The 24,081-nt window shown below is 71.8% G+C and carries 5 protein-coding genes and 1 pseudogene; 3 read left to right on the forward strand and 3 right to left on the reverse strand.

Annotated features, from left to right (window positions below):
* Positions 1 to 5,514: pseudogene (locus ACIBBB_RS25760) on the reverse strand (beta-ketoacyl synthase N-terminal-like domain-containing protein); the annotation flags it as partial.
* An 80-nt stretch (positions 5,515 to 5,594) separates the two neighbouring features.
* Positions 5,595 to 19,283 (reverse strand): SDR family NAD(P)-dependent oxidoreductase, encoded by a 13,689-nt coding sequence (locus ACIBBB_RS25765; protein ID WP_398985872.1) that lies wholly within the window; start codon positions 19,281 to 19,283, stop codon positions 5,595 to 5,597.
* A 313-nt stretch (positions 19,284 to 19,596) separates the two neighbouring features.
* Here ACIBBB_RS25765 and ACIBBB_RS25770 point away from each other — a divergent pair, with 313 nt between their 5' ends.
* The 3 genes from ACIBBB_RS25770 (at position 19,597) to ACIBBB_RS25780 (ending at position 22,953) form a co-directional block, all read left to right on the forward strand.
* The gene (locus ACIBBB_RS25770; RefSeq protein WP_398985874.1) at positions 19,597 to 19,998 is read left to right on the forward strand and encodes a YybH family protein; all 402 of its coding nucleotides are present in this window, start codon (positions 19,597 to 19,599) and stop codon (positions 19,996 to 19,998) included.
* 240 nt (positions 19,999 to 20,238) lie between these two features.
* Complete coding sequence (locus ACIBBB_RS25775; protein ID WP_398985876.1) at positions 20,239 to 21,411, forward strand: acyl-CoA dehydrogenase family protein; 1,173 nt, start codon at positions 20,239 to 20,241, stop codon at positions 21,409 to 21,411.
* An 81-nt stretch (positions 21,412 to 21,492) separates the two neighbouring features.
* The gene (locus tag ACIBBB_RS25780; protein WP_398985878.1) at positions 21,493 to 22,953 is read left to right on the forward strand and encodes a flavin monoamine oxidase family protein; all 1,461 of its coding nucleotides are present in this window, start codon (positions 21,493 to 21,495) and stop codon (positions 22,951 to 22,953) included.
* Between the two features lie 131 nt (positions 22,954 to 23,084).
* Here the strand turns inward: ACIBBB_RS25780 and ACIBBB_RS25785 are convergent, their stop codons facing one another.
* Entirely contained in the window at positions 23,085 to 23,969 is an 885-nt protein-coding gene (locus ACIBBB_RS25785) for an NAD(P)-dependent oxidoreductase (RefSeq protein WP_398985880.1), read from the reverse strand.
* Positions 23,970 to 24,081: the final 112 nt, after the last annotated feature.

A 24,081-nucleotide genomic window follows, 5' to 3' on the forward strand; every position in this document is an offset into this window, starting at 1 on the left:
TCACCGGCCCGGCCCGCGGCCGAGTTCGGTGTCGATGAAGTCGAAGATCTCGTCGGCCGACGAGCCGGCGATCCTGCTCAGAGCGTCCTCGGAGCCGTGCTGGGACCCTTCTTCCGCGGCGGAGGGGCTCAGTCTGGCCAGGAGGGTCTTCAGCCGTGTGGTGATCATGGTCCGGTCCAGATCCTGGCTGCGTGGGCCGAGTCCGGCCACGGTCGCCTCCAGTGCCTTGAGCTGGGTGAGGAGGGACCCTCTGGACGGTGTCCCGGCCGGCTGCTCCGCCGCGGCGGCCTCGTCGAGGACGAGCCGGATGAGCGCGGCGGGCGTGGGGTGGTCGAAGACGAGGGTGGCGGGCAGCCGCAGCCCGGTGGCCGTGGTGAGCCGGTTGCGCAGGTCGACGGCGGTCATCGAGTCGAACCCCGCCTCCTGGAAGGATCGTTCGAGACCGATGGCGCCGGGGTCGGTGTGTCCGAGCACGGCGGCCACTTCGGTGCGGACCAGTTGCCGTACGAGCGTGTGGCGCTCGTCGTCGTCCAGCGCGGCCAGCCGCAGCGCCCAGGCCCCGGGGCCGGGCCCCTTGTCGGGGTGCGCCGCCTCGGGCGCGGGGCGCAGCGGCCCCCGGACCAGGGTGCGGAACAGCGGCGGGACGCCGTTGTCGCGGGCGCGCAGTGCGGACGGGGCGGCCACGGCGGCCAGCAGCACCGGATCCGGAGCCGGCGTGTCCGGCGTCCGGCCGGGACCGGTCACCCCCAGTGCGGCGTCGAAGGCCGCCGCCGCGAGTTCGGCCGTCAGCGGCCGGAAGGCGGCGCCGGGCGATCGGTCCCGGCCGGTGCCGTTCCCGTGCCCGGTCAGCTCATGCGGGCCCCAGGCGAGTGACAGGGCCGGCAGCCCGCGCGCGGCGCGTCGTACGGCGAGGGCGTCCAGGTACGCGTCCGCCGCGGCCCGGCACACCCCGCCCGGCTCGCCGACGGTCCCGGCCGTGGACGAGAACAGGACGAAGGCGGCCAGGGGGGAGCCTTCGGTCAGCTCATGCAGGTGCCGCGCGCTGTCGGCCGCCCGCAGTGCGCCGTCCAGGCGGTCGGGGTCCAGCTCATGGACCGTGCCGCTGTCCGCGATGTCCGTGGCGTGGACGACCGCGGTGAGGGGGTGCCGGCCGGGGACTCGCGCCAGAACCGCCGCGAGAGCCTGTCGGTCCGCGAGGTCGCAGGTCTCGAAGGTGACGTCGGCGCCGAGCGCCGCCAGATCCGCGGTCAGCTCCCGCGCACCGGGCTCGCGGTCACCCTGATCGCCGACGAACAGCAGGCGGCGCACGCCGTGACGGGCGGCCAGACGCCGCGCGAAGAACCCGCCGTCGCCGACGCCCCCGCCGGTCACGAGCACAGTTCCGTCGGGGTCGAGGACCGGGACGTCACGGCCGGTGGCAGCGGGCACCCGCGTCAGTCGGGGCAGGAGAAGCCGGTCCCGGCGTACGGCCGCCTCGGGCTCGCCGGAGGCGAGGAGTGAGGTCAGGAGAGCGAACGGCACGCCGAGGAACGTCGCGGCCTCCGGATCCTGGCCCGGAAGGGCGCGCAGATCCGCGAGCGGATCGGAGAGCCGGTCGGCGTGCGGATCCGCGTCCACCAGGACGATCCGTCCGGAAGCCTCCGGCTGTGCCGAGCGCAGCAGTCCACGGACCGCCGCGGCCGACAGGTCGGTGACGTCCCCCCGGTCTCCTTCGCCGGCCGCCGTGCCGCCACGGGTCACCACCACCAGCCTGGTTCCACCGAGGCGTTCGTCGGCCAGCCACTGCCGCACGACGGCCAGCGCGCCTCGCGTGGCTTCGTGCAGGGCTGCGGATGTGCCGCCGTCGTCGGGCGGGGCCCAGGGAACGAGCACGGCGTCGACCGGCACACCGGAGTCGGCGGCGCTGCCGACCGCGGCGAGGTCCGGGTACTCCTCGGTGCCGAGGACCGCCCAGCCCGTCGGTTCCGCGGGCCCGGTCACGGCGGCGGGCGTCCACTCCACCCGCAGCAGCACATCGTCCGCCCCGCCCGGGGTGGCCTCGAAGAGTTCCTCGGGGATCTCCCGGTACGTCAGGGACTCGACACCGGCCACCGGCCGGCCCTGTTCGTCCGTCAGTTCCACGGCGACGGTGCGGTCGCCGGTCTCGGTCAGCACGGCCCGTACCGCGGTGGCGCCCGCGGTGTGCAGCCGCACGCCGCGCCATGCGGCGGGTACGGTCACGGTGCCTTCCCCCCGGGGGAAGCGGTGGCCGAGGAGGGCTTGGTCGAGGAGCGCCGGATGCAGCCCGTACCGGTCCGCTTCCCCGCCGAGTTCGGCGGGCAGCCGGACTTCGGTGGCGGTGGCCGCGTCACGGGCGACGCCGCCGTCCGGCCGGGTCGCGACCGCGCTGTCCGGGCCGAGACCGCCCTGGGCGTGCGCGGTCCACGGTGCCTGTCCGTGCTCGGTTTCGGGGCGCGCGTACACGGTGACGGAACGCCGTCCTTCGGCGTCCGTTCCGCCGACCCGCACCTGGAGCTGTACCGCTCCCCCGGTGGGCAGCACGAGCGGGGCGGTCAGCGACAGTTCCTCCAGCACCGGCGTTCCGGCCTCGGCCCCGGCCCGAAGGACCAGCTCGACGAGGGATGCGGCGGAAAGGACGGCGTTCCCGAGCACCGTGTGGTGCTCCAGCCACGGGTGGGTACGCGTCGATACGCGGCTGGTGAACAGGAGGTCTTCGCCGCCCGCCAGAGCCAGTGCCGTGCCGAGGAGCGGATGGCCCGTGGGGTCCGGCCCGGGTCCGGTGGCGGCATGGACCGTGGCCGTGTCCAGCCAGTAACGTTCGCGCCGGAAGCCGTACGCGGGCAGGTCTACGCGGCGCGCACCGCTCCCGGCGTGGAGAGCCTGCCAGTCCACCGGAACGCCGCGGACGTGGAGCCTGCCCACCCCGTGCAGGAGGGTGCCGGGCTCGGACCGTTCGCGCCGGAGCAGCGCCAGTGCGGTGTGCTCGCCGTCGTCCGCTTCGAGGGTGTCGTGGGCGAGCGCGGTCAGAACCGCGTCGGGGCCGATCTCGACGAACGTCGTGACGCCGTGCTCCGAGAGCGTCCGCAGTCCGTCGGCGAGGCGGACGGGCTCACTGACGTGCCTGACCCAGTAGTCGGCGTTCGCCAGTTGGGCGTCATCGGCGAGTTCGCCGGTGAGGTTGGACACGACGGGGATGCGCGGTGGCCGGTAGTCCAGCCCGGCGGCGATCCGGCCGAATTCCTCCAGCATCGGCTCCATCAGCGGTGAGTGGAACGCGTGCGACACCGCGAGCCGCCGGGTCCTGGAGCCTCGCGCCCGCAGCTCCGCGGCCACCTCCAGCACGGCGGCCTCCTCGCCGGAAACCACCACCGCCCGTGGGCCGTTCACCGCCGCCACACCCACCCGGTCACGGTCGGCCAGCAGGGGCAGCACCTCTTCCTCGGTCGCCTCCACCGCCACCATCGCGCCACCGGCCGGTAACGCCTGCATCAGCCGTGCACGGGCCGCCACCAGCGTGCAGGCGTCGTGCAGGGACAGCACCCCCGCCACATGGGCCGCGGTCACCTCGCCGATCGAGTGCCCGGCGACGAAGTCCGGGCGTATTCCCCACGATTCGACCAAGCGGAACAGCGCGACCTCGACCGCGAAGAGCGCCGGCTGGGTGTAGCCGGTCTCGTCCAGCCCGTCACCGGCTTCGATCACTTCCCGCAACGGGCGTGGCAGCGACGGGTCCAGCAGGTCGCACACCGCGTCGAACGCCTTGGCGAACACCGGGAAGGCCTGGTGCAACTCCCTTCCCATACCGGCCCGTTGGGCTCCCTGGCCGGTGAACAGAAAAGCGGTCCTGCCTCCGTTCACGACTCTGCCCGGCGGCCGGTCCGGCATATCGTCGCCGTTGGCCAGTGCGGTCAGGCCGGCCAGTGACTCCTCGCGGGTGGACCCCAGTACGACGGCGCGGTGCGCCAGGGCGGCCCGGGTGGTGGCCAGCGAGTAGCCGACATCCACAAGGTCGTACTCGGGCCGCTCGCTGAGGTGACGATGGAGCCTGGCGGCCTGGGCACGCAGTGCTGTCTCATCACTGCCGGAGATCGGCCATACGACGGGAACGTCCGTCCCGGAGGGCCGTGTGGCAGGCAACTCGGCCTCCGGTTCGCCCGCTTCGATGATCACGTGCGCGTTGGTCCCGCCGAATCCGAAGGAGGACACCGCGGCACGGCGCGGACGGCCCTCCTCCGGCCATGGCACGGACTCCGCCAACAACCGCACCGCACCCGCGTTCCAGTCGACATGCGGCGACGGATCGTCCGCGTACAACGACCGAGGCATCACACCGTGCCGCATCGCCTCGACCATCTTGATGATGCCGCCGACACCCGCCGCGGCCTGCGCGTGCCCGATGTTCGACTTCAGCGACCCCAGCCACAAAGGCCGCCCCTCCACCCGGCCCTGCCCATACGTCGCCATCAACGCGTGCGCCTCAATGGGGTCACCCAGCGTCGTCCCCGTACCATGCGCCTCCACCACATCCACATCCGCGGACCCCAACCCCGCACTCGCCAACGCCCCCCGGATCACCCGCTCCTGAGAAGGACCGTTCGGCGCCGTCAGACCATTCGACGCACCGTCCTGATTCACCGCCGACCCACGCACCACCGCCAGCACCCGATGCCCCAGCCGACGTGCGTCCGACAACCGCTCCACCAACAACAAACCGACACCCTCGGCCCACCCCGTCCCACCGGCCCCCGCCGAGAACGACCTGCACCGGCCATCCACAGCCAGACCACGCTGACGCGAGAACTCCGTGAACGCCACCGGCGACGACATCACCGTCACCCCACCCGCCAACGCCAGATCACACTCATCCCGACGCAACGCGCCAACCGCCAGATGCAACGCCACCAACGACGACGAACACGCCGTATCAACCGTCAGCGCCGGACCCACCAACCCGTACGTATAAGCCAGACGCCCGGACGCGACACTGCCCGCGCTGCCGCTGAACAGATAGCCCTCCGGGCCGTCCGGCGACAGCAGAGGACGTGAGCCGTAGTCGCTGTACATCACCCCGGTGAACACACCGGTGGAACTCCCCCGCAGTGTCCCCGGATCGATCCCCGCGTGCTCAAAGGTCTCCCACGCCGTCTGCAACAACAGACGCTGCTGCGGATCCGTCGCCACAGCCTCCCGCGGAGACATCCCGAAAAACACCGGATCGAACTCATCCGCGTCATACAAAAACCCACCCTGACGCGTATACGACGCACCCGCACGATCCGGATCCGGGTCATACAACCCCTCCAGATCCCACCCACGATTACCCGGAAACTCCCCCACCGCATCAACCCCACCCACCACCAACCGCCACAACTCCTCCGGCGACCCCACACCACCCGGAAAACGACACCCCATACCCACAATCGCCACCGGCTCGTGCTGCTTCTCCTCCACGTCGTGCAGACGCCTGCGCGCGTCGCGCGCGTCGGCGATGGCGCGCTTGAGGTAATCGCGGAGCTTGTCCTCGTCAGCCACTGCTCTCAGCTCTCCCAATTCGGGGATGGAACGGCAGGTCGGATCGGTCGGGTCAGGTCGGGTCAGTCGAGTTCGTCGACGAAGGCGAACAGCTCGTCGTCCGTCGCGGAGTTCAGGTCCTTCTCCGGGGCGGTCTCACCGTGGTCGCTGCGGTCGTCCGCGGCGAGCTCCAGCAGTTCCCGCAGCCGTACGGCGATCCGCCCGTCCGCCGCCCCGCCTCCGGCGGCCGGCACCGCGGACCGCAGGACGGCCTCCAGCCGGTCCAGTTCCTCCAGGACGGGGTCGGCGGGCGTGACGTCCGCCGCCAGCCGCGCACCGAGGTACGCGGTGAGAGCGGCGGGGCTGGGATGGTCGAAGACCAGAGCGGTGGGCAGCCGGAGGCCGGTGGCGACGGTGAGCTGGTTGCGCAGTTCGACGGCGGTGAGCGAGTCGAAGCCCAGCTCCTGGAAGGGGCTGCCGGCCTCGATGTCGCCGCCGTCGCCGTATCCCAGAACGGCGGCCACCTGCGTACGTACCAGATTCTCCACCGCTCGTTCCCGTTCGGCCGGGGGCAGCGTGGACAGGCGTTGCGCCAGGGACGGTCCGGCAGGTGCGGCGGCGGCCTGTACGGCACGGCGCGGCGGCGGGGCGAGCAGACCCCGCAGCATCGGTGCCGCGGTGCCCGCCCGCCGGGCGGTGGTGTCCACCCGGGTGGCCGCGACGACGGCCTCGTCCGAGACCACGGCCGCGTCGAACAGCGCCATCGCCTCGTCCGTGGGCAGCGGCCGGAGGCCGAGGCCGGCCAACCGCCGCAGGTCACTGTCGGCCAGATGCCCCGTCAGCTCACTGGACTGCTCCCACAGGCCCCACGCCACCGACACCCCGGGCAGCCCCTGGGCACGCCGGAACGAGGCAAGCCCGTCGAGAAAGGCATTGCCCGCGGCGTAGTTCGCCTGGCCCGCCGTACCCAACAGCCCCGCCACCGAGGAGTACAGGACGAACGCCGACACACCCCGCTCACGGGTCAGCTCATGCAGATTCCAGGCCGCGTCCACCTTCGGCCGCAGCACCCGCTCCAGTCGCTCGGCCGACAACGAGCCCACCACACAGTCGTCCAGTACACCCGCCGTATGCACCACGGCGGTCAGGGGGCTCTCCGCGGGAACCGAGTCCAGTACCTCCTCCAGCGCATCGCGGTCCGCCGCATCACACGCGGCGAACACCACCTCGGCTCCGAGCCCGACCAGTTCGTCCCGCAACCCGTCCGCGCCCGGAGCGTCCGCCCCCCGCCGGCTCAGCAGCAACAGGCGGCGCGCCCCGTGCCGCGTCACCAGATGCCGCGCCACCACACCGCCCAGAACACCCGTCGCCCCCGTCACCAGGACCGTGCCGCCGGCCCACGACACCGTCCCCTCCGCGGCGGCCGGAGCCATCCGCGCCAGTCGCGGCACCAACAACTCGCCCCCGCGCACGGCCACTTGCGGCTCACCGCACACGATCGCCCGGCCCAGCGATTCCTCCGACTCCTCCGGGCCGGCCGCCATGTCCTGATCGACCAGACCGAACCGGCCCGGATGCTCTGTCGACGCGGACCGGACCAGACCCCACACACCCACGGACGCCAGATCCGCCGGCCCTTCCTCAGCCACGGCGACCGCGCCCCGGGTCACCACCACCAGGCGGGAGCCCGCGAAACGCTCCTCCGCCAGCCACCCCCGCACCCAGCCCAGCACGTTCCCCAGCAAAGCTCGCGAAGCCGTCGCCACATCGGTGCGGTCCGCCGACGAAGGCAGCCGGAGCAGCACCGTGTCCGGAACCTCCGGTGGCAAGGCATCGAGGTCCGGATACGTTCCTCCGTCGCCCACCTCGGTCCAGCGGGCGGGATCCACCGCGTCGGGCGCCGGGACGGCGGACCATTCCACCCGCAGCAGGCCGTCCTGCCCGGCCCGTGCCGCGGATCCCGCGGCACGCAGCGCGTCCCCCGACAGTGGGCGCAGTGCCAGCGAGTCCACCGACGCCACGGGTGCTCCGGTCCCGTCCGCCACGGTCAGTGACACCGATCGCGTACCGGACATCGCCAGCCGCACCCTCAGCCGGTCGGCGCCCACGGCGCCCACGCGCACTCCCTGCCATGCGAAGGGCACCACCGCCGGAACGTCCTCACCGGTGACACCGGGCAGCAGCGCGTGCAGGGCGGCGTCCAGCAGAGCGGGGTGCAGCGCGAAACCGGTCGCGTCGGCCCGGTGCTTCTCGTCCAGGGCGACCTCCGCGTACAGCTCGCCGTCACCCCGCCACACCCGGCCGAGCCCCTGGAACGCGGGCCCGTAGGCGTAGCCCGCCTCGTGAAGCCGCTCGTACACACCACGCAGGTCCACCTCCGCGGTCCCCGGGGGTGGCCATGCCACGAGCGCTTCCGGTGCGGCGGCCCGGTCGTCGTCCGGCGCGAGGAGACCTGTCGCATGGGTGGTCCAGGGGTGTTCGCCGCCGGTCGAGTCGTCCTGCTGCCCGTAGACGTCGATATGCCGTCGGCCGTCCGTGTCCGGCCGGCCCACCACGACCTGGATCCGCACCCCACCGCGCTCCGGCACGATCAGCGGCGCGGACAGTGTCAGTTCGGCCACCTGTGGGCAGCCGGCCTCCTCCCCGGCGCGGACCGCCAGTTCCAGCAGGCCCGTGCCGGGGAACACCGCCGTACCGTGCAGCGCGTGATCCGCCAGCCATGGATGCGTGGCCGACGACAGCCGACCGGTCAGCAGAGTGTCCCCACTGTCGGCGTGCCGCACAGCCGCGCCGAGCAACGGGTGGCCCGTCGGGGTCAGGCCCAGTCCGGCGGCGTCGGCGTCACCGGCCGCGGCGCTCAGCCAGTAGCGCTCCTGGCGGAACGCGTAGGTGGGCAGGTCGACGCGGCGCCCACCAGGGAACAGGGCGGTCCAGTCGAGCGGCCCGCCGTTGAGATGGGTGCGGGCGAGCGCGGTGGTGAAGGTGACGGGCTCCGGTCGGCCTGACCTCAGCACGGGTGTCAGGGTGGCTCCGTCCGCGGTGAGGCATTCCTGCGCCATGGCGGTGAGGACTCCGTCGGGGCCGAGTTCCAGGTACTCGGTGACACCGGCCGCTTCGAGGAGCCGTACACCGTCCTGGAAGCGCACGGACTCGCGGATGTGCTCGGCCCAGTAGTCGGGGGACCGCAGTTGGTGCGCGTCGGCGAGTTCCCCGGTGACGTTGGAGACGACCGGGATGCGCGGCTCATGGAAGGTGAGACCGGTCAGAGCCTGCCGGAACGCGTCGAGGACATCGTCCATGTGCGGGGAGTGGAAGGCGTGGCTGACCGGGAGACGCCTGGTCTTCCGGCCCCGTGCGCGCCACAGTTCCGCGACTGCGTCCACGGCGTCGCTGTCGCCGGAGACGACCGTTGAACGGGGCCCGTTGACGGCGGCCACGGAGATCGCGCCGCCGTGGGCCCGCAGCGTCTCGCGGACTTCGTCCTCGGATGCCTGGAGGGCGGTCATCGCTCCTCCCTCGCGGGCGGCCTGCATCAGCCTGGCGCGTGCGGCGACGACGGCGCAGGCGTCGGGCAGGTCCCACACTCCGGCCAGGTGGGCCGCGGTGACTTCGCCGATCGAATGGCCCAGGAGGTAGTCCGGCACCACACCGTGGTGTTCGAGCAGCCGGTACAGAGCGGTTTCGACGGCGAACAGCGCGGCCTGGGTGAAGGCCGTCTGATCAAGCAGCGCCGAGTCCGCGGAGCCCTCCGGTGCGAACAGGACGCTCGTGAGCGGACGGGGCAGGGCCGGGTCGAGGTGCTCGCACACGGCGTCGAGAGCGGCGGCGAACACGGGCGAGTTCTCGTAGAGCCCGCTCCCCATCCCCAGGCGCTGGCTGCCCTGCCCGGAGAGCAGGAACGCGGTTCGTCCGCGGGGCGCGGGGGCGTTGGTGCCGGCCGGGGCGGTGGGGCGCAGGACATTCGGCGTGCTGTCCCCGTTGGCCAGTGCGGTCAGGCCGGCCAGTGACTCCTCGCGGGTGGACGCCAGTACGACGGCGCGGTGCGCCAGGGCGGCCCGGGTGGTGGCCAGCGAGTAGCCGACATCCACGGGGGCGTGGCCGGGCCGTTCGCTCAGGTGACGGTGGAGCCTGGCGGCCTGGGCGCGCAGTGCTGTCTCGTCGCGCCCGGAGATCGGCCACAGGACGGGCATGGTCGTCCCGGACGGCGACTCGGCCAGTTCGGGTTCACCCGCTTCTTCGGGTTCACCCGCTTCGATGATCACGTGCGCGTTCGTTCCGCTGATGCCGAAGGAGGACACCGCGGCCCGGCGCGGACGGTCCTCCTCCGGCCACGGCGTAGGCCCGGTCAGCAGGCGTACCGCGCCGGCGTCCCAGTCGACATGCGGCGACGGATCGTCCGCGTACAGCGACGGCGGCATCACGCCGTGCCGCATCGCCTCGACCATCTTGATGATGCCGCCGACACCCGCCGCGGCCTGTGCGTGCCCGATGTTCGACTTCAGCGACCCCAGCCACAAAGGCCGCCCGTCCGGCCGGCCCTGCCCGTATGTCGCGAGCAGGGCGTGCGCCTCAATGGGATCGCCCAGCGTCGTCCCCGTACCATGCGCCTCCACCACATCCACATCCGCGGTCCCGAGCCCGGCGTTCGCCAGCGCCTGCCGGATCACGCGTTCCTGGGACGGGCCGTTCGGCGCCGTCAGACCATTCGACGCACCGTCCTGATTCACCGCCGACCCGCGCAGCACCGCCAGCACCCGGTGACCGTGGCGCCGCGCGTCCGACAACCGCTCCACCAGCAGCAAGCCCACACCCTCCGCCCACCCCGTCCCGCCGGCCCCCGCCGAGAACGACCTGCACCGCCCGTCCGCCGCCAGACCGCGCTGACGCGAGAACTCCACGAAGGTGTTGGGTCCTGACATGACGGTGACGCCGCCCGCGAGGGCCATGTCGCATTCGCCCCGCCGCAGTGCTTGGGCGGCCAGGTGAAGGGCGACCAGGGACGAGGAGCAGGCGGTGTCGACCGTCAGTGCCGGGCCTTCCAGTCCGTAGGTGTAGGCCAAACGCCCGGACGCGACACTGGAGAGGTTGCCGGCCAGCAGGAAGCCCTCGAATTCCGCCGGGGCTTTCGGGAGCCGGGAGGCGTAGTCGTCGTACATGGCGCCGGTGAACACACCGGTGGAACTCCCCCGCAGTGTCCCCGGATCGATCCCCGCGTGCTCAAAGGTCTCCCACGCCGTCTGCAACAACAGACGCTGCTGCGGATCCGTCGCCACAGCCTCCCGCGGAGACATCCCGAAAAACACCGGATCGAACTCATCCGCGTCATACAAAAACCCACCCTGACGCGTATAAGACGCACCCGCACGATCCGGATCCGGGTCATACAACCCCTCCAGATCCCACCCACGATTACCCGGAAACTCCCCCACCGCATCAACCCCACCCACCACCAACCGCCACAACTCCTCCGGCGACCCCACACCACCCGGAAAACGACACCCCATACCCACAATCGCCACCGGCTCGTCGGAGAGGGTCACGGCCGCTGTCCGTACGGCGGCGGGCGGCGGGTCCGAGATCCGCGCGTGCAGATGGCCGGCCAGTGCGGTGGCCGAGGGATGGTCGAACACGACGGTGGCGGGCAGCCGCAGCCCCGTGACCGTGCTCAGCCGGTTGCGCAGGTCGACGCCGCCCAGGGAGTCCAGACCGATGTCCTTGAACGCCCGGTCGGGGTCGACGGCGGTCGCGTCCGGATGTCCGAGCACGCCTGCGGCCACGGAGCGGACGAGGGCGAGCACCTCAGCGGGCCGTTCGTCCTCGGGTAGTTCGGTGATCCGCCGCTCCCACGGTGTGGCGCTGTCGGTGGTGTCCTCGCCGGCGCCGCTTCGTCGGCGGGACGGAGGAGCCGGGGCGAAGCCGGCCAGGTCGCGCAGGACGGTGGGCACCGTGGTGGTTGAAGTCCGCCGCCCGCCCGGGTTCAGGCGCGCGGGTACGAGCAGGGCGGCGTCGGTCTCCGTCAGGGCGCGGTCGAACAGGGCCAGGCCCTGTTCGGGGGTGAGCGGCGCGAACCCGGCACGGGCCCAGCGGGCGAGGTCCGCCTCGCCGACGGTGCCGCCCATGCCGTGGCTGCCGTCCCACAGGCCCCAGGCCAGGGAGATGCCGGGCAGACCGTGGGCGCGGCGATGGGCGGCGAGTGCGTCGAGGCCGGTGTTGGCGGCGGCGTAGTTGGCCTGTCCTGCGGTGCCGGTGATCCCGGAGACGGAGGAGAACAGGACGAACGCGGTGAGCGGGTGGCTTCTCGTCAGCTCGTCGAGATGCCGGGCGGCTTCGGTCTTGGGCCGCATGACCGCCTGGAGCCGTTCGGGGGTCAGGGATGCCACGGTCGCGTCGTCGAGTACGCCCGCGGTGTGTATCACGGCGGTCAGCGGATGCTCCGCGGGCACGCGCTCCAGCAGAGCCGCGAGAGCGTCGCGGTCGGCGACGTCGGCGGCGGCCACGGTCACCTCGGCGCCCAGCGCGCGCAGTTCGTCCGTCAGCACGCGGGCGCCGGGGGCCTCCGGTCCCCGGCGGCTGGCGAGCAGCAGGTGGCGTATACCGTGGTTGGTCACCAGATGGCGGGCCAGCAGTGCGCCGAGTCCGCCGGTGCCGCCCGTGATGAGGACGGTCCCGTCGGTGTCGAGGCCCGTGGCCGCCGTGGCCGGGGACAGCGCCTCGGAGTCCGTGTGCGCCCGCGTGGCGGTGCGGGTCAGGCGTGGCACGTGGAACCGGCCGCCGCGGACGGCGACCTGCGGTTCCGCGAGGGCCAGGGCGGCCGACAGGGACGTGTCGTCGGTGGCCGGGTCCAGGTCGATCAGTGCCACCCGGTCCGGATGCTCCGACTGTACGGCGCGGATCAGGCCCCATACGGGCGCGGCCGACAGCCCTGGCACCTCCTCGCCGGGCAGGACGGCGACGGCCCCGGTGGTGACGACGGCCAGCCGGACACCGGCCGGCCGCTCGTCCGCCAGCCAGGCCTGTGTCAGGCGCAGGATCCGCTCCGTCTGCGCGGTGCCGTACTCGACGGCGGCTGTGCCGGTCCGTACGACGACGGTTGCGGCGCCATGGGCCGGCGACAAATCAGGGTTGTCGCCGGTGAGTTCGCACCAGTCGGCCGCGCCGGCGGCGGGGGCGGGGACGGTGGGCCAGTGCAGTGCGTACAGCTGTTCCTGTCCCGCGGCCACCGGGGCGAGCCGGTCCCGGGCGACCGGGCGCAGGACCAGCGACGCGACGGTGGCGACGGGTTCGCCGGTGGCGTCCGCGAGGGTGAGCGAGGCGGAGCTGGTGTCCGTGTCGGTGGTGATACGGGCGCGCAGCGAGGTGGCCCCGACGCTGTGGACGGTCAGGCCCGTCCAGGCGAACGGGAGAAGGATCTGGCCCGGCTCCGCTCCGTCCGCCGCCCCGAGTACGAGGGGGTGGAGCGCGGCGTCGAACAGTGCCGGGTGGAGGGCGAATCCGGCGGCGGCCTCACGTTGGTCATCGGGCAGCCGCAGGTCCGCGTAGAGGTCGCCGTCGGCCCCGCGCCACAGGGCGTGCAGGCACTGGAAGGCGGGTCCGTAGTCGTAGCCGGCGGCGGCGAGCCGGTCGTAGACGCCGGTGAGCGGCTCCGGCCGGGCGCCGGCGGGCGGCCACTGCCGCAGTGTCGCGGCCGGGGCGGCGGGCGGCCGGGCGCCGAGCGCTCCGGACGCGCACCGGATCCACTCCGCCGGCCCGTCGTCACCCGTGTCGGGCCGGGCGTTCACGGTGAACCGGCGGGTGGCTGACGCGTCCGGCGCACCGATCACGATCTGCGTGCGCACGGCCTGACGGTCCGTCAGTACGAGGGGTGCCTCCAGAGTCATCTCCTCCACGTACGGCGCGCCCGCCCGCTCGCCCGCCGCGACGGCCAGTTCCAGGAAGGCCGTGGCCGGCAGGAGGACGGCGCCGCCGATCATGTGGTCGGCGGACCAGGGGTGGTTGGCGGGCGAGAGCCGGCCGGTGAGGATGAGTTCGTCGCGGCCCGCGACCTCGACCGTCGCGCCGAACAGCGGGTGTCCCGAGGTGTCCAGACCCAGGTGGCGCGGGTCGCCGCCGCTCCGCGGTGCCAGCCAGTAGTGCTCACGCCGGAAGGCATAGGTGGGCAGTGCGACGGCGGTGCCGCCGGGGAAGAACGAGGCCGGGTCGAGTCCGGCGCCCGCCGCGTACGCCTGCGCGAGCCCCGTGACGAGGGTCTCCGCCTCCGGACGGCCGCGCCGCAGCAGCGGCACGACGGTGACCGGCTCCTCGGCGAGGGTCCGGTCGGCCATGGCGGACAGGACCGCGTCGGGACCGGCCTCGACGAACACCGTCGCGCCTTGGTCCCGCAGGGTGCGGGTCGCCTCGGCGAAGCGCACGGTCCCGCGGATCTGCCGCGTCCAGTAGTCCGGCGAGCACAGTTCGCTCTCGAGGGCGAGCCGTCCGGTGAGGGTGGACACGAGAGGGATGAGCGGTGCGTGGTAGGTCACGGCGGCGGCGGTCTCGCGGAACTCGTCCAGCACACCGTCCATGTGCGGGGAGTGGAAGGCATGGCTGACGGTGAGCGTACGGATCCTGCGGCCACGGGCCGCCCAGCCGGCCGCGACCTCGCTCACGGCGTCGGCGTCACCGGAGATCACGACGGAGTCGGGCGCGTTGACGGCGGCGACGGAGACCTCTCCCTCGTGGCCCGCCAGGCCGGCCGCCATCTCCTCCTCGCTCGCCTGGACGGCGACCATGGCTCCGCCCCGCGGCGCGGCCTGCATCAGCCGGCCGCGGGCGGCGACCAGCCGTGCCCCGTCGGCCAGGGAGAACACGCCCGCCACATGAGCGGCGGCCAGTTCGCCGATCGAGTGGCCCGCGACGAGATCCGGGGTCATGCCGTGATGTTCGAGCAGCCGGTACAGGGCGACCTCGACGGCGAACAGCGCGGGCTGGGCGTAGGCGGTCCGGTGCAGCGGACCGTCGCTGTCACCGTCGCCATCACCGTTGCCATCACCGTTGCCGTCGCCGTCGCCGAACATGACCGTGCGCAGCGGCCTGTCCAGGTACGGGTCGAATTCCGCGCACAGCTTGTCCAGAGCCTCAGCGAAGACAGGGAATTCCTCGTACAGTTCGCGCCCCATGCCGATGCGCTGTGCTCCCTGCCCGGTGAACAGCATCGCCGTACCGCCGGCCCTGGCGGCGCTGCCGCGTACCAGACGTGGGTGGTCCTCCCCCTGTACGAGGGCGTCGAGTCCGGCCAGCAGGTCCGCGGTGTGTGTGCCGGTGACCAGGGCCCGTTCCTCGAACGCCGTACGAGTCGTGGCGAGCGAGAAGCCGATGTCGGCCGGCCGCGATTCCGTGCCGTCCAGGAGGTGATCACGCAGCCGCTCGGCCTGGGCGCGCAGCCCTGCCGCGTCCGGGCCCGAGACCAGCCAGGGAACGGGTGTCGTCACCTCGGGCGCCGATGGGGCCGGCTCCGCGTCGCCCGCTTCGACGATCACGTGGGCGTTGGTCCCGCTGATACCGAACGACGACACGGCCGCACGACGAGGACGGCCGGTCCGGGGCCACGGCCGGGGCCGGGTGAGCAGTTCGACGCCACCGGACGACCAGTCGACGTGCGGGGTGGGTTCGTCCACGTGCAGGCTGCCCGGGAGGGTGCCATGCCGCATCGCCTCCACCATCTTGATGAGTCCGCCCACGCCGGCCGCGGCCTGCGCGTGTCCGATGTTGGACTTCAGCGAGCCCAGGAAGACCGGCTCGGCTCCCTCGCGTCCCCGCCCGTACGTGGCCAGGATCGCCTCGGCCTCGATCGGGTCGCCGAGGGAGGTGCCGGTCCCGTGCGCCTCGACGGCGTCGATGTCCCCGGTGCTCAGCCGGGCGTCGGCGAGCGCCTGGCGGATCACCCGTTCCTGCGACAGGCCGTTCGGTGCGGTCAGGCCGTTGGACGCGCCGTCCTGGTTGACGGCGGTGCCCCGGACGACGCCCAGGACCCGGTGGCCGTGACGGCGGGCGTCCGAGAGGCGCTCGACCAGGAGCAGCCCGGCTCCCTCGGCCCAGGACGTGCCGTCGGCGGAGGCCGCGAAGGACTTGCTGCGGCCGTCGGCGGCGAGCCCGCCCTGGCGGGAGAACTCCACGAACATTCCCGGCCCCGACATGACCGCCACCCCGCCCGCCAGGGCCAGCGATGATTCGCCGGACCGCAGTGAACGGACCGCCATGTGCAGCGCCACCAGCGACGACGAGCACGCGGTGTCCACGGTGACGGCCGGGCCGATCAGGCCCAGTTGGTAGGCGATCCGGCCGGACATGACGCTGGTGGTACTGCCGGTCAGTACGTGGCCGCCCACGTCGTGGCCCGTCTCGTGCATACGGGGTCCGTAGTCGAGCGCCGTGCCGCCGACGAACACACCCGTGCGGCTGCCGTGCAGCGACCGCGGATCCAGACCCGCTCGTTCGACCGCCTCCCAGGCGGTCTCCAGCAGCAGTCGCTGCTGCGGGTCCATGCCGAGCGCCTCGCGGGGCGAGATACCGAAGAACGCCGCGTCGAACTCGCCCGCGCCGTACAGGAATCCACCGTGGTCGACGTAACTCCGTCCGGGCAGGCCGGAGTCGGGGTCGTACAGGTGCTGGTCCCAGCCTCGGTCGAGGGGGAACGCGGAGATCGCGTCCACGCCGTCGGCGACCACGCGCCACAGGCCTTCCGGCGAGGCGACGCCGCCGGGATAGCGGCAGGCCATGCCGATGATCGCGATCGGTTCGCCGTCGTCCCCGGCCGTCGGCACGGCGTCCGCCGCACCCGCGTCGCCGGTGCCGAGCAGCCGCGCCACCAGGTGGTCGATGACGGCGGCGGGGGTGGGCCGGTCGAACAACAGGCCGCTGGGCAGCCGGAGTCCGGTGGCGGCGGCCAGGGCGTTCCGGAGCTCGACCGCCATCAGCGAGTCGAAGCCCAGGTCCCTGAAGGTGACGTTCAGCGCGACGTACTGGTCCTCCTCATGGCCCAGGATCGCGGCGACGTGGGCCCGGACCGTGCCGGTCAGCATCCGGTGGCGCTCGGCCCGGGGCAGAGCGGCCGGCAGGGCGGCCGGAGACGGAGCGGCCGGCTCGTTCACCCCGGAAGCCGGGTGTTCCGGGCCCGCGGCGGGGACGGCGTCCGGCGGCGGTACGGGGCGCCGGGTGGCGGCGCCGTCGATCCAGTGGCGCCTGCGCTGGAACGCGTACGTGGGCAGGTCCGCGCGGCGGGCGCCGGTTGCCTCGTACGCGGCCGTGAAGTCCACCCGGCCGCCGCGTACGAACACGGTGGCCAGCGCTGCCATCAGGGTCCGGGGTTCGGGGCGGCCCGCCCGGAGCGCCGGCGCGGAGGCCGCGGCGTCCGCGTCGAGGACGGACGCGTCCACCATCGCCGAGCAGACGCCGTCGGGGCCGAGTTCGAGATAGGTGACGACGCCCTCGGTCTCCATGGTCCGCACCACGTCGAGGAACCGGACCGGGCTCCGCACCTGCTCCACCCAGTAGTCGGGGGAGCGCAGTTCCTCCGCCGACGCGATCCTGCCCGTGACGGCGGAGACGAGCGGGATCCGCGGCTCGTGGAAGTCGAGCGTCCGCACCACCTCGCGGAACCGCGCCAGCATCGGCTCCATCAAGGGGGAATGGAAGGCGTGCGACACCTGGAGCCGTTTGGTCCTGGCCTCGCGGGAGGCCAGTTCCGCGGCGATGTCCGTGACCGCGTCCGCCGTACCGGAGATCACCACGGCGGTACGGCCGTTGACGGCGGCCAGCCCGGCCTCGTGCTCGTGCCCGGCCAGCAACGGGCGGATCTCTTCCTCGGTGGCTTCCACGGCGATCATCGCACCGCCGGCAGGCAGCTCCTGCATCAGGGAGCCGCGGGCCGCGACCAGCCGCGCCGCGTCGGACAGCGAGAACACGCCCGCGACATGAGCGGCGGCGATCTCGCCGACGCTGTGCCCGGCGAGCATGTCGGGCGTCACTCCCCAGGCCTCGACCAGCCGGTGGAGGGCCACTTCGACGGCGAACAGGGCGGGTTGGGTGAAACCGGTCTCGTCCAGCCCCTCACCGGAGGCGATCACCTCGCGCAGGGGGCGGGACAGCAGGGGGTCCAGCTCGGCGCACACCTCGTCGAACGCCTCGGCAAACCGCGGGAAGGTCTCGTACAGCTCTCTCCCCATGCCGACGCGCTGGCTGCCCTGTCCGGTGAAGACGAAGCCGAGCCGGCCCTCTCGCGCGGTGCCGGACACGACGGTCGGCGAGGGCCGTCCGTCGGCCAGCGCCCACAGGCCCTCCAGCAGTCCCGCGCGGTCCTCGGCCAGCACCACCGCGCGATCGGTGAACACGGACCGGGTCGCGGCCAGGGACCAGCCGACGTCCGCGGGATCCGGCGCGTCCCCGGCGGCGGCGAAGGCGTGCAGCCGCCGGGCCTGGGCGCGCAGGGCGTCCTCTCCGCGCCCGGACGTCACCCAGGGCAGCACGACGCCGGCGGGCCGTTCCCCGGGCGGCGGGTCGGCAGAGGCGCTCCGCGGGCCTTCGGACACGACGACGTGGCAGTTGGTGCCGCCCATGCCGAAGGAACTGACTCCCGCGAGCAGCGGACGGTCAGGACGGGGCCAGTCGGTCAGCTCGCGCTGCACCGACAGGCCCAGCCGATCGAGCGGGATCTCCGGGTTGGGGGTCTCGAAGTTGAGGCTGGGCGGCAGCAGACGCCGCTCCAGTCCCAGCAGCACCTTCAGCAGCCCCACCATGCCGGCGGCGCCTTCCAGGTGTCCGACGTTGGTCTTGGCGGAGCCGATCAGCAGCGGGTCGCGGTCGTCCCGTCCGTTGCCGAGCACCGCGCCGAGCGCCGCCGCCTCGATCGGGTCGCCGACCGGGGTGCCGGTTCCGTGGGCCTCCACGTACTGCACGGTGCGCGGGTCCACGCCGGCACGCTCGTACGCCTGGCGGATCACCTGTTCCTGGGCGGTGCCGCTGGGCACCGTCAGGCCCGGTGTGGCGCCGTCGTTGTTGACCGCGCTGCCCAGGATCACGCCGTGGATCCGGTCGCCGTCGGCCAGCGCCCGTTCCAGGGATTTGAGGACCACCACACCGCCGCCCTCACCGGGCACGAATCCGTTGGCGCGGGCGTCGAAGGCGTAGCTCTCGCCGTCCGGTGACAGCGCCCCGAACCGCTCCTCGGTGAGCGCGTTCTCGGCCAGGACGTTCAGGTTCACCCCGGCCGCTATCGCGGTGTCGGCTTCCCCGGCGCGCAGACTGTCGCAGGCCAGGTGCACCGCGACCAGCGACGAGGACTGGGCGGTGTCGATGGTCAGGCTCGGTCCGTGCAGATCCAGGAAGTACGAGACCCGGTTCGCGATGATCCCGCGGTTCAGGCCGGTCATCGTGTGCTGGGTGATCGCCCCGGCGCCGTGCTGGTAGAGCAGGCTCGTGTAGTCGTCGCGGAGCGTGCCGACGAACACCGCCGTGCGGCTGCCGCGCAGGGTCTCCGGCACGATGCCGCTGTCCTCCAGCGCCTCCCAGGCCAGTTCGAGGACAAGACGCTGCTGCGGGTCCATCACGGCAGCCTCACGCGGCGACACACCGAAGAACGCCGCGTCGAAGTCGCCGACCCCGTCAAGAAATCCGCCGCGCCTGCCGTCCGGCCCCTCGGTGAGCGCGCTCGCGCCACCGCGGAGCAGCTCCCAGAATTCCCGTGGCCCGGACACTGACGGCAGCCGGCAGGACATCCCGATAACAGCGATTTCCTTCATTGCCGACATTGCCAGACCCCCAAGGATCAACGACCAATTCGAGTTGCACACATCGGGAAAGCGGGCGACGTGTGTGGAGCGAGTGATCAGCAGTCTGCCGATACCAACCCCAACGACCGGTCACATACCGGTAATCACACCGCCGCAGACCGAAGGTGATCAGAACATTGCCCGCCGATGAGAGGGCGGTGGAGCAGGTCCCGGTAACTTCGCCGCACGTACCACCGGCTGATTTTCCATGCGAACGGCGGCGCATAAAAGCGGGGCCCGGAGCAGGAGTCCGCAAAACACCGAGGGAAACGGAGTACATTCCATGGCCATTTCAACCAGCAGCTCGGAACTCGTCAGCTCGGCCGAGGACCATGGCAATCGCTATGTGGAGGTGTTCAACTCGGGCGATCTCGACAGGATCAACGCGATGTACGCCGACGACGCCGTCTCGGTCTGGGAGCCGGGCCAGCCGCTCACGGGCGAGGCCCGGAAAGCCGCGCTCGCGGAATCCATGGCACGGAAGCCGAAGATGACCGCGACGATCCGCGAGTCGCACGTGACGAGCACCGCCGCACTGCTGGTGGTGGACTGGTTCATCGACATCCCGGCCGACGAGGACGGCGAACCGGAGCACCTCGAGGGCGTGGGTATCGACGTGCTGCGGCGAGGCGCGGACGGCGAGTGGCGATTCGCCATCGACAACCCGTACGGCGATCCCAGCTGACGCCGGCGCCGCTTCCGCCGCGCGCGCTCCCTCTCCGCACCGCTCTCCACCGCCCGGCGAACGCGACCGCCGCCGTCAACCAGACGGTCATCGCCCGGTAATCGGCCGCGCACACCGGCCTATTACCGGGCGATGACTGGGGCGCCGTCAGAATTCACCCGATCCCTGATCCGAACTCCTTCGAACCACCACGGGCCAGCGGAAATCCCATGGCCACCCGAACACCCAGGGAGACGAACAATGACCGAGTCCGATGCCGCGACAGCGGCCGTCCTGGACGCCGTAACAGCCGTCATTCCCAGACTCCGAGAGAACGGCGTACAGGCCGAGGACCGGCGGATGATTCCGGACGAAAACATCGAACTGCTCGAAAAGGCCGGTGTTTTCCGGTTGAGCGTTCCTCGTCGTTTCGGCGGGCTGGAAGCCTCCCTGGCCGACCAGTTCACAGCGGTGACGGAGACGGCCCGCGGCTGTTCCGCCACGGGCTGGGTCGCCTCGGCCTGGATCCAGGGCGCCTGGATAGCGTCGCTGTACCCGGACGAGGTGCAGAAGGAGATCTTCTCCACCGGGTCGGTACGGGTCTCCGGCGGGCTGGCCCCGACCGGGGCGTTCACGCCCACCGACGGCGGTTACACGCTGAACGGCAGCTGGGGCTTCAACACCGGCTGCAAGGGCGCCGACTGGAATCTGGTCGCGGGTGTCGTGGCGCATCCCGACGGCACGACGGAACAGGTGTACGCGCTGGTGCCGATGGACCAGTTCCTGGTCGCGGACGACTGGCGCGTCTCGGCGGCGATAGGCACCGGCAGTTTCACCACCTCGGCGCGGGACGTGTTCGTGCCCGCGCGGCGCGTGGCCGGGGTCGAGCAGCTGGTCGCCGGCACCGGTGAGGCCCGCTCCGGCGCGGCCGGCCGCGGCTACGGGCTGATCACCTTCGTCGTCGCCCTGTCCGTCGCGGTATTCGTCGGCGCCGCCAAGGGCGCGTACGACACCTTCACCGAGCGGCTGCCCGGCAAGGCCATCGCCTACACCAACTGGACGGAACAGCGGGAGCATCCGCTGACACAGATCAAGGTCGCCACCGCGGCGAACAGGATCACCGCGGCGGAGGTCCTGTCGGTCTCCTACGTCCGTCTCCTGCAGGATCGGGCGGACGCGGGCCTGCACCCGTCCGTCGAGGACAGCGTGACCGTGCGCGGACAGGGCGGCTTCGCCACGCAGTTGGTGAAGGAGGCCGTCGAGGCGCTCCACGAGGTCAGCGGAGCCTCCTCACTCTCTCGTGAACAGCACTTCCAGCGGTTCTACCGGGACGTGGAAGGGCTCACCCGCCACGGAATGATGACGCCCAACACCAACCTGGAACTGCATGGCCGGCTGCTGCTCGGCCTGGACCCGGACACCCATTTCCTCTGAGCCGCTCCGGCCCTCCTTTGACCTTCTCCCTTCCCCCCACACACACATCAACGAACCGATCAACTCCAGAACGAGGGAACAGTGAAGAACAAGACAACGGACGCACGCCACATCGCGGCGTCCCGCCGTGCGGTCCTGAAGAGCACCGGCGCGGCCGTGCTGGCCGCCTCCGCGACCGGTCTGGGCACCACCGCCGCGCGGGCCGCCACGGCTGACGCCACCGGCCCGGCCGCCGCCTCGTACGACGTGATCATCGTGGGCGCCGGATTCGCCGGTGTCACGGCCGCCCGCGAGCTGAAGGAGAAGGGGCTGCGGTCCCTGATCCTGGAGGCCCGCAACCGCGTCGGAGGCCGGACCTGGACCTCCGAGTTCGCCGGGCACCCCGTCGAGCTCGGCGGCGCGGCGGTGGACGCGAAGCAGCCCAATGTGTGGGCGGAGGCCAAGCGTTACAACATAGCCACCGTCGCTCCCGAGGGCGGTCTCGACAACTTCATCCTGCCCACCGACAGCGGGTTCGCGGTCGTGCCGCCGGCGGACGCCGTCGCCCGTATCAAGCCCGTGTTCACACGGTTCTTCGAGGAAGCCCAGAACCTCTTCCCGAATCCGTTCGACCCGTTCGACCGCGAGGCCCTGCTCAGGGACGCCGACAAGCTGTCCCTGCGTGCCCGTCTCGACCAGCTTCGGCTGACCTCCGCGGAGGAAAAGCTGATCAGCGGAACCACGGGCGGCCTGTCGGGCGGCTCCAGCACGCGCGGCGCGTACACGATGCTGTCCCAGATCTGGGCCATGTCCGGTTACACGTACGAGGGTTACCAGGGCATCAACACCTACGGTCTGCAGGGCGGCACGGTGGCCCTGCTCCAGGCCATGCTGAACGACTCGGGAGCCGATCTGCGGCTCAACACCCCGGTCACCAGGATCACGGAGGCGGGCGGGAGCGTCACCGTCACGACCAAGTCGGGCACGACCTACACCGCACCGCGGGTGATCATGGCCGTACCCGTCAACGTCTGGAAGACCATCGCCTTCTCGCCCGCCCTGCCGGCCGAGTACACCAGCGTGTCCAGTACGGGTATCGGCGCGCCCAACGTGAAGAAGTTCTTCATACGCGTCACGGACAACAGCGCCGGCGCCTTCGTCTCCCAGCCGGCGGAGGGCTTCCCCATGTGCCCGATCGTGTCCGAGGGTCAATTCCCCGACGGCAGCCAGCTGTTGCTGGCCTTCAGCACGACTCCGTCGTTCGACGCCACGAACCTCGCCACGGTGCAGAGCACGCTCCGACAGTTGGTTCCGGGGATCAAGGTTCTGTCCACCAAGGTCCAGAACTGGGGCTCGGACCCGTACGCGCTCGGCGGCTGGTCCATGCGTACCCCGGGCATGCTCACCGGGCCGTACCGGACCGTCCAGCAGCCGCACGGCAAGATCGCGTTCGCCACCAGCGACATCGCGACTGGCTGGAGCGGTTACATAGACGGTGCCATCGAGTCCGGTATCGCCGCCGCAGAGCAGACAGCCACTCGCGCGGCCGGCGCCAGGGCCTGACAACCCTTCCGCTGCCGCGCTGACGGCATGGCGGCACGCGGGACCGAGAACCGGCCGCCGGACTCACCGGCGGCCGGTTCTCGCCTTTACGCTGCGAACGCCCGCGCGGCCTCAGCACGCGGGACACGGTCCTACTCGGGGTTGCGGATGACTTCGATCAGGCTCGCGAGTGCGTCGGCGTCGTGGCCGTCCGCGACGCGCTTCGCCAGGAAGTCCTTGATCGGCACCATCAGATCGGGGCGGATACCCTGCGCCTCGCTGACCTTGATCATCTTGACCAGGCCCATCGCGTTCAGCCCGACGGTGGAGATGTCGGTGCCGAACTCACCGGCGTCGATCTGCTGAGCCGATCCTTGGATGGTGGGCACGATCACGTGGGTGATCCATGCCTCGGCGAACGGAAGCAGCGCCGACGCCGGCACCTTCTCAGTGCCGACCAGGGCGAAGGCGTGCAGGGCACTGGTAAGGGTGGACCACAGGATGCCGAGGAGAGCGAAGTCGTACAGCGACGCGATGCCCGCGTCGGCGCCGAGGTAGACGCTGTTGCCGCCGAGAACCTTCAGCGTCTCCTGGTGCGCCTCGAACGTCTCCTGTGAGCCACCGTAGAACAGCAACGTCTCCGGCAGGCCCACGGCCGGCGGAACCGTCATGATGTAGCCGTCGAGGTAGTCCGCGCCGATCCCGCGAGTCCACTCGGCCGCTTCGCGGGCGTCCTCGGGGATGCCGGACGTGAGGTTGACGATCACCTTGCCGGCGAGGGCGTCGCCCACCGGGTCCAGAATGGCGTGCATGGACTCGTAGTCGACCACGCAGACCACCACGAGATCGCTCGCGGCCACGGCGTCGGCAACGCTTCCGGCGCGCACCGCGCCCTTCTCCACAAGCGCGTCGCCCTTGCCCGGCGTACGGTTCCACACCGTCGTCGGATGGCCGGCGTTGAGGAAGGCACCTGCCAGCGCCACCCCCATCATTCCCAGACCGATCACAGTCACGGGCGCGCGGTTCTCTCCGGTCATCACGATCACACTCCTCTGAGCAAAAAAACGGTTCATATATGGGCATGCCCATGCTCGGGAGACCACCCATAGGGCGGCCTTTTCCTAAGCGGTTCTTTCTCAAAGTATCCCG

Origin of the sequence: Streptomyces sp. NPDC051217 (assembly GCF_044455465.1) — a bacterium.
Taxonomy (GTDB): Bacteria; Actinomycetota; Actinomycetes; order Streptomycetales; family Streptomycetaceae; genus Streptomyces.